Raw genomic sequence first — 16,443 nt, 5'->3', positions numbered from 1 at the left:
CACCATGCCCACGATCCTGGGACAGAACCAGTACGGCAAGGCCGAGACCCGCGTCGTCAAGATCACCCGGGACGGCGCCACCCACCACATCAAGGACCTGAACGTCTCCGTCGCCCTCTCCGGCGACATGGAGGAGGCCCACTACTCCGGATCGAACGCCAACGTCCTGCCCACCGACACCACCAAGAACACCGTGTTCGCCTTCGCCAAGGAGCACGGCGTCGAGTCGGCCGAGCAGTTCGGCATCCACCTCGCCCGCCACTTCGTCACCTCGCAGGACGCCATCCACCGGGCCCGCGTCCGCGTCGAGGAGTACGCCTGGGAGCGCATCGCGGTCTCCGACGCCGGCAGGGCGGGACACTCCTTCGTCCGCGCGGGCCGGGAGACCCGCACGGCGCAGATCACCTACGACGGCGAGCGGTGGGAGGTCGTCTCCGGACTGAAGGACCTCACGGTGCTGAACTCCACCGACTCCGAGTTCCGGGGCTTCGTGAAGGACAGGTACACGACACTGGAGGAGGCCCACGACCGCGTCCTCGCCACCTCGGTCTCCGGCCGCTGGCGTTTCCACTGGACCGATGACGACCAGCCGATGCCCGACTGGGACGACTCCTACCGCCAGGTCGCACGGCACATGCTGGAGGCCTTCGCCGAGACCTACTCCCTCTCGCTCCAGCAGACGCTCCACCGGATGGGCGCGCGCGTCATCGACCACCGCGACGAGATAGACGAGATCCGCTTCTCCCTCCCCAACAGCCACCACTTCCTGGTCGACCTGGAGCCGTTCGGGCTGGAGAACGACACCGCCGACGGAGCCGTCTACTTCGCCGCCGACCGGCCCTACGGCCTGATCGAGGGCACCGTCCTGCGGGACGGCTGCGAGGCGCGCATCCCGGTGGACCTCACCAGCTTCTGACCGCACCCCCATCGGCAGCGACAGCGAGAAGGACGGACCATGGCAGCAGACCGGCGCATCGTCATCGAGAACTGCGCGATCGCGACCGTCGACGGCGACGACACCGAGTACGCGTCCGGTCACCTCGTCCTCGCCGGCAACCGCATCGAATCGCTCGGCGCGGGCCGGGCCCCCGAGGGACTCCACGACGTCGCACGGCGGATCGACGCCACCGGGCACCTGGCGACCCCCGGCCTGGTCAACACCCACCACCACTTCTACCAGTGGATCACCCGGGGCCTGGCCACCGACCACAACCTGTTCGACTGGCTCGTCGCCCTCTACCCGACCTGGGCGCGCATCGACGAGCCGATGGTGCGCGCCGCCGCCCGGGGCTCGCTCGCCATGATGGCCCGCGGCGGCGTCACCACCGCCATGGACCACCACTACGTCTTCCCCCGCGGCTCCGGCGACCTGTCCGGCGCGATCATCACCGCCGCCCGCGACCTGGGCGTCCGCTTCACCCTCGCCCGAGGCTCCATGGACCGCGGCGAGAAGGACGGCGGCCTGCCCCCGGACTTCGCCGTCGAGAGCCCCGACGACGCCCTCGCCGCCACCGAGGAGACCGTACGGCGCCACCACGACGCCTCCTTCGACGCCATGACCCAGGTCGCCGTCGCCCCCTGCTCCCCCTTCTCCGTCTCCACCGGACTGATGCGCCACGGAGCGGAGCTGGCCCGTCGGCTCGGCGTGCGCCTGCACACCCACGGCTCGGAGACCGTGGAGGAGGAGAAGTTCTGCCACGAACGGTTCGGCATGGGCCCGACCGACTACTTCGAGTCCACCGGCTGGCTCGGCGAGGACGTGTGGATGGCGCACTGCGTCCACATGAACGACTCCGACATCGCCGCCTTCGCCCGCACCGGGACCGGCGTCGCCCACTGTCCTTCCTCCAACGCCCGCCTCGCCGCGGGCATCGCCCGCGTCCCCGACCTGCTCGCGGCCGGGGTCCCCGTCGGTCTCGGCGTGGACGGCACCGCCTCCAACGAGTCCGGCGAACTCCACACCGAGCTGCGCAACGCCCTCCTCGTCAACCGTCTGGGCGCCCACCGCGAGGCCGCCCTGACCGCCCGCCAGGCGCTGCGCCTGGGCACCCACGGCGGGGCCCGCGTGCTGGGCCGCGCGGGGGAGACCGGCTCCCTGGAGCCGGGCAAGCTCGCCGACCTGGTGCTGTGGCGGATGGACACCCTCGCGCACGCCTCCATCGCCGACCCGGTGACCGCGCTGGTCCTCGGCGCGGCGGCCCCGGTCACCGCGTCGTTCGTCGGCGGCCGGCAGATCGTGGAGAACGGCCGCCTGCTCACCGCCGACGAGGACGAGATCGCCCGCTCCACCCGTGCCGAGGCGCGGCGGCTGGCCCGGATCACCGCACAGGGCTGAGCGCCCCGGAGTCTCCCGCCGGGAGGGACGGCTCCCGGACCGCCGGTGCGGCCGGCGGACCGGGCGACCGCGGTTTGACCCTCCCCTTACGTCAGGCTCGAGACTGCTGAGCGACGAAAGGGGCGGGTGGGTGAGTTATTCCGTTGGCCAGGTGGCGGCCTTCGCCGGGGTGACGGTGCGGACGCTGCACCACTACGACAAGGCGGGGCTGCTCTCGCCCGGCGAGCGCAGTCCGGCCGGCTACCGGCTCTACGGCGACGCCGACCTGGTGCGCCTGCAGCAGATCCTCTTCTACCGGGAACTGGGCTTCTCCCTCGACGACATCGCCGGCATCTTCAAGGACCCGCAGGCGAACGCCCTGGAGTACCTGCGGACCCGGCAGCGGCAGCTGGAGGAGGAGATCACCCGGCTGCGGCGGCTGTCCGAGGTGGCGCAGCGGGCGATCGAGGTGCAGCGGACCGGGGTGCCGATGACTCCGCAGGAGCGCTTCGAGGTGTTCGGCGAGATCACCTTCGACCTGAGCTACGCCACCGAGGCGGAGCTGAAGTGGGCGCGTTCGGCAGGGCAGCGGGAGGCTATGGAGCGCGCGGACGCCCACACCAAGGAGGACTGGCGCCGCCTCATGGGTGAGGCCGCCGCCTGGCGTGCGGAGCTGCTCACCGCCTTCGACCAGGGGGAGCCGAGCGACGGCGAACGGGCCATGGACCTCGCCGAGGAGCACCGCCTGCACATCTCACGCTGGTTCACCGCCTGCCCGTCCGACATGCACCGGCGCATCGCGGACGACTTCGCCGCCGACCCGCGCGCCTTCGCCCTGGTCGTACCGGCCTCGCAGCAGCGCCCGGGCCTGGCCGCCTACCTGTGCGAGGCGGTCCACGCCAACGCCGCCCGCCGCACGGACGACCGTACCGATGTCGGGGAGACGCCATGAGGATCCTGATCGCCGCGGCCGGATCGCGCGGTGACGTCGCGCCCTACACGGGCCTGGGAGCCGCACTGGGCCGGGCCGGACACGACGTCACGCTGGCCACCACGGACGCCTTCGCGTCCCTGGTACGCGACGCCGGGCCGGCCTTCCGCTCCCTGCCCGCCGACCCGCGCGGGCGCGGCGCCGTCACCGGCAGGCGTGAACTGATGCGCAGCGCCGCCGCGTTCATCGACGAGCTGGGCCAGGGATTCGCCGACGCGATGGCCGAGGGCACCGACCTGCTCCTGCTGTCGGCCACCACGGCCCCGCTCGGCTGGCATCTGGCCGAGGCCACGGGCACTCCGAGCCTCGGGGTGTACCTCCAGCCCACCGCGCCCACCGGGGACTTCCCGCCCGTCGTCACGGGCGCACGCTCACTGGGCCGTCTGCCCAACCGGCTGGCCGGACGCTTCGCCCTGCGCATGACCGACCGCCTCTACGAACAGGCGGTCGCACGGCTGCGCCGGCGCCTCGGCCTGCCTTCCCTCTCCGCCGCCCGGACGCGCCGGCGCCAGGAGCGGGCGGACTGGCCCGTCCTGCACGGCTTCAGCACCGCCCTGGTGCCCCGCCCCTCCGACTGGCGCCCCGGTCTGCGGGTGGCGGGCACCTGGTGGCCCCACCACGGGGCGGCCGAACGGCTCCCCGGGCGAGTGGAGGACTTCCTGAGCGCCGGCCCCCCGCCCGTCCTCATCGGCTTCGGCAGCATGGCGGCCGGCCACGGGGAACGGCTGAGCGACATCGCGGTGCGCGCCCTGCGCGGCGCGGGACTGCGCGGCATCCTCCAGACCGGGAGCGCCGGACTCGACGCCGACGGCGACGACGTCCTCACCGTCGGGGACGTACCGCACGCCCTGCTGTTCCCGCGCCTGGCCGCCGTGGTCCACCACGCCGGAGCCGGCACCACCGCGGCCGCGCTGCGCGCCGGGGTGCCGGCGGTCCCCGTGCCGGTCACCGCCGACCAGCCGTTCTGGGCGGGACGAGTCGCCGCCCTCGGCGCCGCGACCGGGCCGATCCCGTTCCGGTCGCTCACCGCCGAACGGCTCGCCGACGCCCTCGACCGTGCGGTGCGGCGGCAGACGTACGCGCGGGCCGCCGCGACGGCGGCACGGCACATGGCGGCCGAGGACGGAGCGGGCCACGTCCTGAAGGCCGTCGGGGAACTGTCCGGCGGATGACGCCCGAGGGCCCCCGCCGCACTCCGGCCGCGCGACCGGTGGCCCCCCTACGCCGCCCGGGCCGCGGCCACTTCCTGCCGCAGCCGGGGCAGCATGTCGTGGTAGACGCCGGGGCACAGGGTCGCGCCGTAGTCCTTGTGGCCGTAGAGCTGCGTGGAGGGGATGCCGTACCGGTCGCACGTGTACGCGCACAGGGCCACCAGGACGTCCCACTGGGCGGTGGGCGGTACCGCGCCGTCGTGGTAGGCGCCCTCGCACGCGATCCCGACGGCGTAGTCGTTCTGCCCGGAGGTGTGGGAGCCGAGGACGAAGTTCCGGCCTCCGGTCAGTGCCTGGAGGCTGCCGTGGCGGCCCTCGGTGATCCAGCCGCCCCGGCTGACCAGGAAGTGGTACCCGGTGTCCACCCAGCGGTTCTTGTCCAGATGCAGGTCCTGCACCCAGTGGGCGTGCGCGTGCGCCTGGGCGCGGGAGAAGTCGGCGGAGTTGGTGCTCACCGTGTGGTGGACGACGATCCGGCTCGGCCGGTACTGCAGGAGGCTGATCGTGCCGCGGGGGGCACGGGCGCCCCAGGCCGCGGTGGAGTCGATGTCCGGCTCGACGGCGCCGGTCTCCCGCGCCTGCGCGAGGCCCGGCAGGGCGGTGGCGGCGGCCAGGCCGGCCGCGCCGGCGATCAACAGGCGGCGTCGTGAGGCGTTCTCGGGGTGCACGGTCGCTCCTCGTCGGAGGGGAGAGGGTGGGGGGAAGCGGGGCGCGGGGGAGCGGACGGCGGACCGCCGCCGGCTCCCCCGCGTGATCGCGTGCGGGACGGGACCGGCGCCGTCAGGTGTTGTTGGCGAGCGCCAGGAGCCGGTCGCGGGAGCCGTTGAACTTGTTGCGGTCCACGTTGCCGGCGACGCCGGCCACCGAACCGGTGCTGGTGTACTGCCAGACCGTCCAGGTGGGGAAGCCGCTGGGGAGGGTCGGGGCGGAGGCCGAGGTCCAGTGCGCCACCCACAACGGGCTCTTGGCGGACATGCCGGTCCAGTTGCCGGTGCAGGTGTTCCACCAGCTCGCCGTCGTGTAGATGACGACGTCACGGCTGGTGCGCGCCTTGTAGGCGGTGTAGAAGTCGTTGATCCAGGTGCGCATCTGCGTGGTGGACAGGCCGTAGCACATGGCGCCGTACGGGTTGTGCTCGATGTCCAGCACGCCGGGCAGGGTCAGGTTGTCGCGCGACCAGCCGCCGCCGTTGGTGGCGAAGTAGTTCGCCTGGGTCGCGCCGCTGGAGGCGTTGGGCAGGGCGAAGTGGTACGCGCCGCGGATCACGCCGGCGGCGTGGGCGGCGGGGTAGTTGGTGTTGAAGCGCGGGTCCTTGTAGCCGGTGCCCTCGGTCGCCTTCATCCAGGCGAACTGGATGCCGGAGCCGCGTACCGACGTCCAGTTGATGGCGCCCTGCCAGTGGGAGACGTCGATGCCCTGGACGCCGTCGGTCGGGGCGAGCACGCCCATCGACGGCTCGCCGGCGGGGACGCCCTCGTGGACGCGGGTGCCCGCGCCCATGTACGCCTCGCCGGGTTCGATGGCGACGCGGTCCCGGTCGGGCCGGGGAGCGGCACTCGCGCCGCCGGCGGTGGTGGCCGTCAGGGCGAGGGCGGCACCGAGGACGCCGAGCGCCGTGACGGTGCGTCTGCGGGTGCCGGTCGAGGGGCGGGGGAGAGAGAACATGGGGCTGCCTCCTGGGGCACATGTGGGGATGAGCGAAGGAGGTGACGTCGGCCGCTGCCACCTGGGCAGATCCGTACTGCGAGACGTGTCTTTGACGTGCGCGCGTCATTAGTTACGCACGTAGATTCCTGGCGTGTAAAGAGCCTTCGGCCCTCTCTGGTGGTCTGGTCCACTGTAGGAGCGGATGGCCAGGAAACTTGGGATCCGGACGGCGGAAACTTTCAGGGAGTGAAACCCCCGCTACAGCCCGAACAGGGCCGGGTCCTTCGCCAGGTCCCGGAACACGTCCTGCGGACGCGGCAGGAGCTTGCGCTGCTTCAGGTCCATCAGCCCGCCGACACCCGTGAGCTCGGCGGCCACGGTGCCGTCGGCCTTGGTGATCGTCTGCTCGATGGTGAACACCTTGCCGCCGCTCCAGAGGAAGGCGCAGCTCACGTCGGCCTCGTCACCGGCCAGCAGTTCCCGTTTGTAGCGGATGGTGGTCTCCAGGGCGACCGGCCCCACGCCCCGGGAGAGCAGGCCGGACTGGGTGATGCCCGCGGCCTGGAGCAGCGACCAGCGCGCGTGCTCCGCGTAGTTGAGGTACACGGCCTGGTTGAGGTGGCCCTGCACATCGGTCTCGTACCCGCGCACGGTCACCCGGACGGAAAACGGCTCGCTCATCGCGGCTGTCCCCTTCTTCATGCCTGTTCGATCGCCTGCCCGACCCACCGATCCTGGCACGCGCCTCAGACGCGGCGCGGCGAGGCCAGCAGATAGCGCGCCCGCGTCCTCGGCTCCGTGTACTCACCGGCCTGCCAGCCCGCCTCCTCCAGGGTGGCCGCGCAGGCCCGCAGCGCCTCGCCGTCCGGCTCGTACACGGCGACCGCCTCCGGCTGCGGCGTCGCCCGCACGCGGTAACCGCCGTCCCCGGGGTCGGCGCCGGCCGCGCGGTGTCCGGCGGCTTCCAGGGCGAGCGCGGCGGCCCGCACCAGGTGCGAGCGTTCCCAGCCGCAGGGCCGGTCCGTCGCACCGTCGGGGTTGGTCATCCGGCGCAGCTCCAGCATGCCCTGCCAGGCGCCGCGCACCTCCCGCAGCCGGGCGGGGCCGTCTCCGGGCGCCGCCTCCTCACCGCCCACCCGCGCGGCGAACCCGCCGGTCGCGGCGGGCTGCTCCACCCGCTCGGGCCCGGGCTCCGCCTCCCGGACGCGGTGCCCCGCGGGAGTCAGGAAGTGGTCGTGCGGCGGCCTCGCGTGCCGGAACGCCAGCCCTCGCTTCACCAGCGCGGCAAGCTGCGCCTCCGGACCCTTCAGCCGCCCGGTCACAGGATCGGCGGCCTCGATGAGACGACGCTGCGCGGCGGTGGGCGGCCGGGTCACCGGCGTCCCGGGGCGTCCGGCAGGTGCGTGGGGAGGGGACTCATCTCGCTCCAGCGGTTTGGCGATGCGGTTCAGTGCTTTCGAGGCGTGCGGGCCTGAGCTCGGATGATCCCACGACCCGCGTCGGGTGACGGCGGTTTCGGCTCGTCGGCCGACCGGCCTGGCGAGCGGTGTCGTCAGCCCATGAACTCGGGTCGCTGGTAGGGCGTCCACCAGCTGAGCAGGCCCCAGACGGCGAGTGCGAAGGTGCCCGCCGCGATCACGGCCGCGAGCCAGGGGCGGCGCAGCGCCCGCAGGCCGAGCAGCCAGGCGGCGAGCGGGACGAGCGCGCCGCCGGCGGCGATGAGGGGGAGGTCGACGTAGAGGACGCTCAGGTCCCGGTGCATGCCCTCGAACCCGCCGTGGACGCTGACCCGTGCCTTCGGCGCCCAGACGAGCACCGCCGTGATGGCGCCCGCGGCCGCCAGGAGCAGCCCGAAGCAGCCGGTTCTGTGTTCCCTCATGATCTGATCCGACGCGATCATCGTCTCGGCGGTTCCCTCCGACGTCTCACTGCCGGTATCCGCCCAGGAACCGCCCGATGCGGCCGATCGCCGTCTCCAGGACGTCCGCGTGGGGGAGGGTGAGGACGCGGAAGTGGTCGGGGGAGGGCCAGTTGAAGCCGGTGCCCTGGACGACCTGGATCTTCTCGCGGAGCAGCAGGTCGAGGACGAACCTCTCGTCGTCGTGGATCCGGTGCACCTTCGGGTCCAGGCGCGCGAACGCGTACAGGGCGCCCTTCGGCTTCACGCAGCTCACGCCGGGGATCTCGTTCAGCTTCTCCCAGGCGATGTCGCGCTGTTCGCGCAGCCTGCCGCCCGGCGCGGTCAGTTCGCGGATCGACTGCCGCCCGCCGAGGGCGGCCTGGATGGCGTACTGGGCGGGCGCGTTGGCGCACAGTCGCATGGACGCCAGCATGGTCAGGCCCTCGAGGTAGTCCCTGGCGTGCTGCTTCGGGCCGGTGACCACCAGCCAGCCGGAGCGGAAGCCCGCCACCCGGTAGGTCTTGGACAGGCCGCAGAAGGTGAGGACGACCAGGTCGGGGGCGAGAGCCGCGGCCGAGTGGTGCACGGCGTCGTCGTAGAGGATCTGGTCGTAGATCTCGTCGGCCAGCACCATCAGGCCGTGGCGGCGCGCGAGGTCGAGGATGCCCTCGACGATCTCCTTCGGGTAGACCGCGCCCGTGGGGTTGTTGGGGTTGATGATGACCACGGCCTTGGTGCGGTCGGTGATCTTCGCGGCCATGTCGTCCAGGTCGGGGTACCAGTCGGCCCGCTCGTCGCAGAGGTAGTGGACCGCCTTGCCGCCGGAGAGGGTGGTCACCGCCGTCCAGAGGGGGAAGTCCGGTGCGGGGATGAGGATTTCGTCGCCGTCCTCCAGCAGGGCCTGCACGGCCATCGAGACCAGCTCGGAGACGCCGTTGCCGAGGAAGACGTCGTCCACGTCGACCTCCAGGCCCAGTGTCTGGTAGCGCTGGGCGACCGCGCGGCGGGCGGAGAGGACACCGCGCGAGTCCGTGTAGCCGTGCGCCCGGGGGAGCATGCGGATCATGTCCTGGAGGATCTCCTCCGGCGCCTCGAAGCCGAACAGGGCCGGATTGCCGGTGTTCAGGCGCAGCACGCTGTGCCCCGCCTCCTCCAGCGCGTTGGCGTGCTCGATCACCGGACCGCGGATCTCGTAACAGACCTCGCTGAGCTTGCTCGACTGCCGGAACTCCATGCGCCCCTCCGGATTCTGGTGTTGCTTGGTTTTACCAAGTGAGAGCTTGGAAAGTCCAACAACATGTCTAGACTGCGTCGCATGTCACCACGCCGAAGCTACGACCAGTACTGTTCCGCCGCGCGTGCGCTCGACACCGTCGGCGACCGCTGGACCCTGCTGATCGTCCGCGAACTCCTCGCCGGCCCGCGGCGCTACACCGACCTGCACGCGGACCTGCCGGGCGTCAGCACGGACGTGCTGGCCTCGCGGCTGAAGGACATGGAGCGCGACGGCCTCACCACCCGCCGCCGGCTCCCCCCGCCCGGCGCGGCCTACGTCTACGAACTCACCGGGCGTGGAGCCGGGTTGCTGCCCGTCCTGCAGGCCCTGGGCGCCTGGGGCGAGCCGGAACTGGGCGGGCGGCGCCCCACGGACGCGGTACGCGCCCACTGGTTCGCCCTGCCCCTGCTGCGGGCCCTGGAGGGCGGGACGGGACTCGTCGAAGTCCGTCTCGACGAGGGCGTGTTCCACCTGCGTGCCGGTTCCGGCGAAGGTGCGGGACCCGTCTACGGCGACGGCCCGGCCCCGGGGGAACCCGACGCCCGGCTGTCCCTGGACACCGCCACCTGCACGGCGATCAGCCGCGGCGAACTGACCCTGGCCGACGCGGTCCGCGCCGGGCGGGTGGAGGTGGCGGGCGGGACCCCGCTGGCCAGGGAACTGCGGGAGAGGTGAGGGGAAAGGCGGAAGGCCCGCGCGGAGCGGGCCTTCCGGGAGTGGGTCACAGTGTCGGCGGTACTCCGGGCGGACGCCCGGAACCCCTCGTCAGGCGGTAGCCGGCGACCCCCGCGAGGGCGGCCAGCGCACCGCCCGCGGCGGTCCAGATCCAGCGGTCGGACCACCAGCCGGAGGTCCAGCCGTCGTCCGGTTCCAGGCCGGCCAGGACCGCGGTGGGCGAGTCGTCGTCCTCCGCCAGGTCCTGCTCGGCACGGGCCGCGATGCCCGGCACCAGCGGCTCGGACAGGGTGCCGTCCACCGCCGCCGCGCCGCCCATGTCCTTGGACTCCACCCGCAGTTCGGCGGAGACCGGCTGCCCCAGATCGGACGCCGACAGCCTGAGCGCGGTGAGCCGCACGTAGTACGTGCCCGGCAGCGGGTCGTCGGCCCACGGCTCCGACCAGGCGCGGACCGTGCGCAGCACGCACTCCAGCTCCACCGAGGGCGCGTCGGTGCCCGCGGTGCGGGTCTGCGCCCCGTACTGGCAGGCCTGGCGGCGGCGCAGACCGTCGTACACGTCGACCTGCCAGGTCTCGGCCGCGTGGCTCTCCGGCAGCTTCACCGTCGCCCGCACCGTGGGGCGCTGTCCGGCGTCCGCGGGGAACGACCAGTACAGGTAGTCGCCCGTGGAGGCGCGCGCGGTGGCGGTCTGCCCCTGCTCGACCTCCGTCGCGGTGCGGAACGAGGTGCCCGCGCGGGTGGGTCCGCCGCTCTCCTCGGCCGCCTTCGGGGAAGGTGAGTCCGCCGCCGCGGGGGCCGCGGCCAGTCCGAGCGTCAGCAGGGCCGCGCCCAGGACACGTAGAGCACGCATCAGTGGGTCCTCCAGACAGCGAACCGCCAGCGGGACAGCCAGCCCCAGAGCAGGCCGGCGACGAAACCGGTCACGACCAGTGCGCCGAGCAGCCACCAGCCCCGGCCGAGACCGAAGGACGCCACGTCGCTCGCGCCGTCCGGGCCGTCCACGACGTCGACGGTCAGTTCCAGCGGAAGACCGGGGGTGGTCTTCACCCCGGAGCCGGCCGAGAAGGAGTGGGTCACCGCCAGGCACACCACCTCGGCGGCCGGCTTGCCGCTGTCGTCGTCCCGCTCGGGCTTCGGGTACCGCAGACCGGTGGAGAGGACGTCCGTACGGCCGTTGCCCGCGGCCTCACCGCGGACGATCTCCCGGCCGTGCACCGTGAGGGCCCGCAGCAGCACGCCGTAGTCGGGACGCACCGCACGGTCCGCCGCCACGCTCACCGAGGTCCGCAGCTCCTGCCCGGCGAGCAGTTCCACGCGGTACCAGCGCTGCTGTCCGAACTCCTCGCGGTCGGTGTAGAGGCCGGACTCCACCGTGGGCGCCTTCGCGCACGAGTCGGCGCCCCGCACGGCCACCGGGGTCACCACGGGCTCGGCCGCCCGGTCCACCAGTTCGTTGACCCGGTCGGTGAGTTCGTCCTGGTGCTCGACCGAGGCGTAGGTGCCGCCGGTCGCCTCCGCGATGCAGCTGAGCTGCCGGCTGAGCTTGGCGTTCGGCACCAGGCCCAGGGTGTCGATGGTCAGTCCGATGCCCTTGGCCGCGATCTCCCGGGCCACCTCGCACGGGTCGAGCGGGGCGCAGGTGTCCTCGCCGTCGCTGATCAGAACGATGCGCTTGGAGCCGTCGCCGTCCCCGAGGTCGTCGGCCGCCTTCAGCAGCGCCGGGCCGATGGGGGTCCAGCCGGTCGGCACGAGCGTGGCCACCGCGGTCTTGGCCTCGGTGCGGTTCAGCGGGCCGACCGGGTAGAGCTGCGCGGTGTCCTTGCAGCCCTCCTTGCGGTCGTCACCGGCGTAGTCGGCGCCGAGCGTGCGGATGCCCAGTTCGACCTCCTCCGGCGTCGCGTCCAGCACCTCGTTGAACGCCTGCTTCGCCGCCGCCATCCGGGACTGGCCGTCGATGTCCTTGGCCCGCATCGAGCCGCTCACGTCGAGGAGCAGATTGACCTTGGGCGCGTTCCGGCCCGTGGGTTCGTCGGCGGCCGCCCCGGCCGGGAAGGCGAGCCCGGCCGTCAGTGCGGCGAGCAGGACGCAGGCGCCTGCCACCGGCCGTTTTCTTCTGATCATCGGCGGATCCTATTGATCAGGGGTGCCGCGCTCCAAAACGGGGTGTCACAGGCGGTCGTCCCGCAGGGGGTTGGGCAGTTCCGCCCACTGGTCGCCGGAAGTGCGCGGCGACAGCCGCATCAGCGTCAGCGCCTTCGCCGGCAGCGGCTCACCGGTCAGCGCGGCCAGGTCCGGGGTGCGCGGCAGTTCCCGTACCGCGCTCTCCAGCGCCGCCCGCAGCGCCGTCCCCGACCCCGCCGTCCCCGCCAGCGCCCCCGCCACCAGCGAACCGAACAGCTTGCGCCGCAGGACGCGTTCGTCGTCCGTGACCATGCGGGCGGGCAGCCCGGGGAGCGGGACGCCGTGCCGGGACAGCCGCGCCGGTCCCACCCGCATGTCGGCCAGATCGCGGTAGACCAGCCGCACCGGGTCCCCGTCCTGCGACAGCACCACGAGCAGGTTCTGACCGTGCGCCTCCAACGCCACCCCCAGCTCCAGCAACCGCAGCCCGACGGCCAGCGCGAGCGCGGTGAAGCGGCCCAGCCAGGCCGGTGAGCGCGGCAGTCCGGTGGTGGCCAGCGCCGCCACCGGCACGACCCGCTCCCCGTCCGCCGCGTACACCCGCGGCGACTCGCGCAGCACCGCCGCGAGATCGGGCGACCCGGCCGCCACCGCGCCCAGCGTGCGGGTGATGTGCAGCAGCCCGCCGGTCCGCGCCGCCACCGCCTCCCCGAAGTCCGACAGCACCGCCGACGCGGCGACCGAACCCAGCGAGATGTCCCGCACCGAGGAGGTCAGCCGCGCGCTCAGCGCCGTCTTGACGTGCGGCCCGTCCGGCAGCGCCAGGGTGCGCAGCGCCATCAGCGGATGCGCCGCGAGCCGTCCCTCACCCGTCCGCTTCAGCACATGGGCCGCCTGCCAGGGATGGACCGGCACGAGCAGCCGCCCCGCCTCCCGCAGCCACCGCGGCCACACCCCCGTCACCAGGCACTCACCGGCCGGCACCGGCATCAGCTCCAGCTCCACCACCGGCCGGTGCTCGGGCCCGTAGCCGAGCTGCTCCGCCACCGAGAAGCCGGGCCGGGAACGGCAGTTGGGGTGGAACGGGTGCCCGTCGGTCACCCGCTGCTCCCACTCCCAGTCCCGCGCCGGCCACTCCCGGGGACCGCTGCCCCGCCCGGCCCGCGACAGCGCCAACGACGCCACGCTGTGCCCGAGTTCGGCCGCGAACGGAGCCGAATGCGGTACGGCCAGGTCCGCCATCAGCCGCGCCGGGTCGTCGTACGCCACCTCGTCCAGCCGCACGGCCGTGACGTGCGCGCCGGTGGCGTACGGGTCCGCCCGCGGCCCGTGCAGCCGGCGCCCGTCCGCCAGCCGCAGGGTGAGCCCTTCGCTCCCCGGTTCACGACGGGTGACCCAGGGCAGCGGCTCGTGCGCCAGACCGCGCCACAGCCGGGTCAGCACGGCCGCGCGGGCGCCGGAGAGCTCTCCCGCGTACCCGGCCAGGAGACCCGGCCGTACGGAGGCCAGCTCGTCGGCGACCTCGGCCTCGGCGGTGGGGGGACGGTGCACGGGCGGTCTCCTCGGGTACGTACCGGAATGCGACGGACGGGGGGACAGCGGCAGACATACTGATCGTCTCCGCCGGACAGACCGTAGGGAATCAGAACGCGTGGACCTCATGCCTCCGCCCGCAGACGACCACGCGGCGAGCCGCGCCGGACCGGCCGGGCGCGCCGACGCGTACGCGGCCGTGCCGCTGCTGAACTGCCTGCTGCGCGAAGTGGCCGAGCCCCTGCCCGCGCCCGCCGGGGACACGGACGCCCGGCGGACGTACCGGCTCCCCGGTACGGACCGGCTGCTGAGGGTGTACGGCACCCGCCGCCCCACCGCCCCCGAGGTGTTCACCGCGGGCGCCTGGCACCGCGTCGGCCACCCGGAACTGGTCGAACTCGTCGCCGAGGAACTGCGCCGGCACACCGGCCTGGCCAACCACGAACTGCCCGCCGAGATGCTCGACAGCCGGGACGCGGTGGCCGCGCTGCTGGACGCCCGCGCGCGGGCCACCCCGCCCGACGACCCCTACCTGCGCTCCGAGCAGTCCCTGCTCACCGGCCACCCCCACCACCCCGCCCCGAAGGCCAGGGGCGGCGGCCCCGCGGCCCGCTGGCTGCCGTACGCGCCCGAGGCCCACGCCCGTTTCCCGCTGACGCTGCTGGCCCTGCGCGAGGACACGGTGGTGGAGGACGGCGACACCGCCGCCCTCGACCGTCTGGGCGCCGCCCCGCCCGGCTACCGCCTGCTGCCCGCGCACCCCTGGCAGCTCGCCCTCGCCGCCCGCGCCCTCGCCCCCGCCTTCGCCGACGGCCGCCTCCTCCGGCTGGGCACGACCCCCTTCCCGGTGTGGCCCACGGCGGCGGTCCGCACGGTGTACGCGCCCGGCGACGACCTGTTCCTCAAGTTCAGCCTCGATGTGCGCATCACCAACGACATCCGCCGGCTGTGGCGCCACGACCTGCTCGGACTGCGCGCGACGGACACGGCCGTGCGCCGCGCCTTCGCCGCGCCGGACGGCCCGGCGGCCGCGGCCTGGCTGAGCGACCGGGGCCACCGCACCGCGGACTTCGCCTTCGAACAACTGGCCGTCGTCGTCCGCGACGGACCGCGCGGCCATGTCGTGCCGGGCGCGACCCCCTGCCTCGCGGCGGCGCTGGCCGAGGGCTTCGACGGGAGCCCGCTCGCCGGCACCGCCCGTCCGGCGGACTGGTGGGAGAGCTATCTGGACCGTGTGGTGCCCCCGGCCCTGACGGCCTTCGCCGAGCACGGCGTCGTCCTGGAGGCCCACCTGCAGAACACCCTGATCGCCTTCGGCCGGGACGGCATGCCCGTCCAGGCCCTGTTCCGGGACGCCGAGGGCGTCAAGCTGCTGAGCGGGGCCTCCGGGACGGCCTCGCTGCCCACGGTGTCCCGGGCGGCCGGCTGGGAACGCCTGGTGTACTGCCTGGTCGTCAACCACCTCATGGAGATCGCCGCCGCCCTGGCCGAACGCCACCCCGGCCTCGACCCCTGGCCCGCCGTCCGCCGCGAACTGGCCCGCCACGACCTCCCCGAGATCCCCGCCCTGCTCCGTGCCCCGACCCTCCCCGCCAAGACCAACCTCCTCCTGCGCTGGACGGCGGCGGACGGCGCCGCCGCCCGCTACCGGCCGCTGCCCAGCCCGCTGGCGACCGGGTGAGGACGAACAGGCGGCAACCCGCCGGATGCCCCAGACTCTGAGAGGTGACTGCCGGCGGATCGCGCCCGAGGAGGCGTGCTTGTGCATGACGTGCCGTTGTGGCTGTGGATCGTGTTCGGTGTCCTCGTGCTGGTGTCCCTCGCGGTCGATCTTCTCGCGCACCGCACGGCGCACGTCATCGGCTTCCGTGAGGCGGCCGCCTGGAGCGGGGCCTGGATCGGACTGGCCCTCGCCTTCGGGGGCCTCGTCTTCCTCGTCGTCGGAACGGACGCGGGGGTGGAGTACACCACGGCCTGGCTGCTGGAGAAGAGCCTGTCCGTCGACAACCTGTTCGTCTTCGCCCTCATCTTCGGCTACTTCAAGGTGCCGAGGGCCTACCAGCACCGCGTGCTGTTCCTCGGTGTCCTGGGCGCCCTGGTCTTCCGCGGCATCTTCCTGGCCGCCGGTGTGGCCGTGGTCAACCGTTTCACGGCCGTGCTGTTCGTCTTCGCGGCGATCCTCTTCTACAGCACCTACAAGATCCTCAAGGGCGAGGACGAGAGCTTCGACCCGGGCAAGAGCTTCGCGGTCAGGCTGCTGCGCAAGTTCATCCCCGTCCGGGACGAGTACGCGGGCCCGCACTTCTTCGTCAAGGAGGCGGGCAAACGGGTGGGGACCCCGCTGCTGGCCGTCGTGGCCGCGATCGAGGCGGCCGACCTCGTCTTCGCCGTCGACAGCGTGCCCGCGGTGCTGGCCGTCAGCAGTGACATCTTCATCGTCTACACCAGCAACGCCTTCGCCATCCTCGGTCTGCGCGCCCTGTACTTCCTGCTCGCCGGCCTGCTGGACCGCTTCCACTACCTCAGCGTCGGCCTCGCCCTGATCCTCGCCTTCATCGGCGTCAAGCTCGTCCTCCAGGCGTCCCACAAGACGATCAGCACGTCCGTGCCCGAGATCCCCTCCCTCGTCAGCCTCGCCGTCATCGTCGTCGTGCTGGCCGCGTCCATCGGGCTCAGCATGCTGCGCCCGCCACCGGAGAAGAAGTCCGAGCAGGGGGGATGACCGGGACCCGCCCACCGCCCGAAAAGAGCAAAGCAGGCATAAAGTGGTGG

Annotated in this window: 16 protein-coding genes; 7 read left to right on the top strand and 9 right to left on the bottom strand. The window is 73.2% G+C overall.

From position 1 onward, the window contains the following. The first annotated feature begins 4 nt into the window (after positions 1–4). From pucL to IE172_RS15050, 4 genes are all read left to right on the top strand, one after another. Positions 5–916 carry a factor-independent urate hydroxylase gene (gene pucL / locus IE172_RS15065; protein WP_190097728.1) on the top strand — a complete coding sequence of 304 codons (912 nt, stop codon included), beginning with the start codon at positions 5–7 and terminating at the stop codon, positions 914–916. Positions 917–955: 39 nt separating this feature from the next. Continuing rightward, entirely contained in the window at positions 956–2,335 is a 1,380-nt protein-coding gene (locus IE172_RS15060; RefSeq protein ID WP_190097727.1) for an 8-oxoguanine deaminase, read from the top strand. 130 nt (positions 2,336–2,465) lie between these two features. Continuing rightward, positions 2,466–3,266: a MerR family transcriptional regulator gene (locus IE172_RS15055; RefSeq protein ID WP_190097726.1), complete on the top strand. Its 801-nt coding sequence runs from the start codon at positions 2,466–2,468 to the stop codon at positions 3,264–3,266. Beyond that, positions 3,263–4,477: a glycosyltransferase gene (locus IE172_RS15050; protein WP_190097725.1), complete on the top strand. Its 1,215-nt coding sequence runs from the start codon at positions 3,263–3,265 to the stop codon at positions 4,475–4,477. Before IE172_RS15055 ends, IE172_RS15050 begins: the two co-directional genes overlap by 4 nt. Before the next feature lie 47 nt (positions 4,478–4,524). On the opposite strand, the gene IE172_RS15045 is transcribed toward IE172_RS15050, so the two are convergent. From IE172_RS15045 to IE172_RS15020, 6 genes are all read right to left on the bottom strand, one after another. After that, complete coding sequence (locus IE172_RS15045) at positions 4,525–5,184, bottom strand: peptidoglycan recognition protein family protein (RefSeq protein ID WP_190097724.1); 660 nt, start codon at positions 5,182–5,184, stop codon at positions 4,525–4,527. Positions 5,185–5,296: 112 nt separating this feature from the next. Beyond that, positions 5,297–6,181, bottom strand: coding sequence for a lysozyme (locus IE172_RS15040; RefSeq protein WP_190097723.1), 885 nt, complete (start codon positions 6,179–6,181; stop codon positions 5,297–5,299). Between the two features lie 240 nt (positions 6,182–6,421). After that, the gene (locus tag IE172_RS15035) at positions 6,422–6,844 is read right to left on the bottom strand and encodes an acyl-CoA thioesterase (protein WP_190097722.1); all 423 of its coding nucleotides are present in this window, start codon (positions 6,842–6,844) and stop codon (positions 6,422–6,424) included. A gap of 65 nt (positions 6,845–6,909) precedes the next feature. Further along, positions 6,910–7,539, bottom strand: coding sequence for a hypothetical protein (locus IE172_RS15030; protein ID WP_190097721.1), 630 nt, complete (start codon positions 7,537–7,539; stop codon positions 6,910–6,912). A gap of 176 nt (positions 7,540–7,715) precedes the next feature. Then, positions 7,716–8,042 carry a hypothetical protein gene (locus IE172_RS15025; RefSeq protein WP_190097720.1) on the bottom strand — a complete coding sequence of 109 codons (327 nt, stop codon included), beginning with the start codon at positions 8,040–8,042 and terminating at the stop codon, positions 7,716–7,718. Positions 8,043–8,088: 46 nt separating this feature from the next. Next, positions 8,089–9,297 (bottom strand): pyridoxal phosphate-dependent aminotransferase, encoded by a 1,209-nt coding sequence (locus IE172_RS15020; RefSeq protein WP_190097719.1) that lies wholly within the window; start codon positions 9,295–9,297, stop codon positions 8,089–8,091. Positions 9,298–9,378: 81 nt separating this feature from the next. On the opposite strand from IE172_RS15020, the gene IE172_RS15015 reads away from it, so the two are divergent. Then, positions 9,379–10,014 carry a winged helix-turn-helix transcriptional regulator gene (locus IE172_RS15015; protein ID WP_190097718.1) on the top strand — a complete coding sequence of 212 codons (636 nt, stop codon included), beginning with the start codon at positions 9,379–9,381 and terminating at the stop codon, positions 10,012–10,014. Positions 10,015–10,060: 46 nt separating this feature from the next. On the opposite strand, the gene IE172_RS15010 is transcribed toward IE172_RS15015, so the two are convergent. Genes IE172_RS15010 through IE172_RS15000 form a run of 3 tightly spaced genes read right to left on the bottom strand, consistent with a single transcriptional unit; the run spans position 10,061 to position 13,689 of the window. Further along, positions 10,061–10,867 (bottom strand): hypothetical protein, encoded by an 807-nt coding sequence (locus tag IE172_RS15010; protein ID WP_190097717.1) that lies wholly within the window; start codon positions 10,865–10,867, stop codon positions 10,061–10,063. Further along, positions 10,867–12,138 carry a VWA domain-containing protein gene (locus IE172_RS15005; protein WP_190097716.1) on the bottom strand — a complete coding sequence of 424 codons (1,272 nt, stop codon included), beginning with the start codon at positions 12,136–12,138 and terminating at the stop codon, positions 10,867–10,869. Before IE172_RS15005 ends, IE172_RS15010 begins: the two co-directional genes overlap by 1 nt. Before the next feature lie 45 nt (positions 12,139–12,183). Beyond that, positions 12,184–13,689: an IucA/IucC family protein gene (locus tag IE172_RS15000; RefSeq protein ID WP_190097715.1), complete on the bottom strand. Its 1,506-nt coding sequence runs from the start codon at positions 13,687–13,689 to the stop codon at positions 12,184–12,186. A gap of 109 nt (positions 13,690–13,798) precedes the next feature. On the opposite strand from IE172_RS15000, the gene IE172_RS14995 reads away from it, so the two are divergent. Both IE172_RS14995 and IE172_RS14990 read left to right on the top strand, forming a co-directional pair. Then, a complete protein-coding gene (locus IE172_RS14995; RefSeq protein ID WP_190097714.1) occupies positions 13,799–15,352 on the top strand; it encodes an IucA/IucC family protein in 1,554 nt (517 codons plus the stop codon). A gap of 81 nt (positions 15,353–15,433) precedes the next feature. After that, positions 15,434–16,393, top strand: coding sequence for a TerC family protein (locus tag IE172_RS14990; RefSeq protein ID WP_190097916.1), 960 nt, complete (start codon positions 15,434–15,436; stop codon positions 16,391–16,393). Positions 16,394–16,443: the final 50 nt, after the last annotated feature.

It is taken from the genome of Streptomyces griseoflavus (genome assembly GCF_014649995.1).
Lineage (GTDB): Bacteria > Actinomycetota > Actinomycetes > Streptomycetales > Streptomycetaceae > Streptomyces > Streptomyces griseoflavus.
Note: the sequence above shows the minus strand (reverse complement) of the source record. Positions and strands in the feature narration are given on the sequence as shown.

Coding starts and splice junctions, on each gene's coding strand:
- pucL (WP_190097728.1), top strand. CDS start 5: ATGCCCACGATCCTGGGACAGAACCAGTACGGCAAGGCCGAGACCCGC.
- IE172_RS15060 (WP_190097727.1), top strand. CDS start 956: ATGGCAGCAGACCGGCGCATCGTCATCGAGAACTGCGCGATCGCGACC.
- IE172_RS15050 (WP_190097725.1), top strand. CDS start 3,263: ATGAGGATCCTGATCGCCGCGGCCGGATCGCGCGGTGACGTCGCGCCC.
- IE172_RS15040 (WP_190097723.1), bottom strand. CDS start 6,181: ATGTTCTCTCTCCCCCGCCCCTCGACCGGCACCCGCAGACGCACCGTC.
- IE172_RS15035 (WP_190097722.1), bottom strand. CDS start 6,844: ATGAGCGAGCCGTTTTCCGTCCGGGTGACCGTGCGCGGGTACGAGACC.
- IE172_RS15025 (WP_190097720.1), bottom strand. CDS start 8,042: ATGAGGGAACACAGAACCGGCTGCTTCGGGCTGCTCCTGGCGGCCGCG.
- IE172_RS15020 (WP_190097719.1), bottom strand. CDS start 9,297: ATGGAGTTCCGGCAGTCGAGCAAGCTCAGCGAGGTCTGTTACGAGATC.
- IE172_RS15015 (WP_190097718.1), top strand. CDS start 9,379: ATGTCACCACGCCGAAGCTACGACCAGTACTGTTCCGCCGCGCGTGCG.
- IE172_RS15010 (WP_190097717.1), bottom strand. CDS start 10,867: ATGCGTGCTCTACGTGTCCTGGGCGCGGCCCTGCTGACGCTCGGACTG.
- IE172_RS15005 (WP_190097716.1), bottom strand. CDS start 12,138: ATGATCAGAAGAAAACGGCCGGTGGCAGGCGCCTGCGTCCTGCTCGCC.
- IE172_RS14995 (WP_190097714.1), top strand. CDS start 13,799: ATGCCTCCGCCCGCAGACGACCACGCGGCGAGCCGCGCCGGACCGGCC.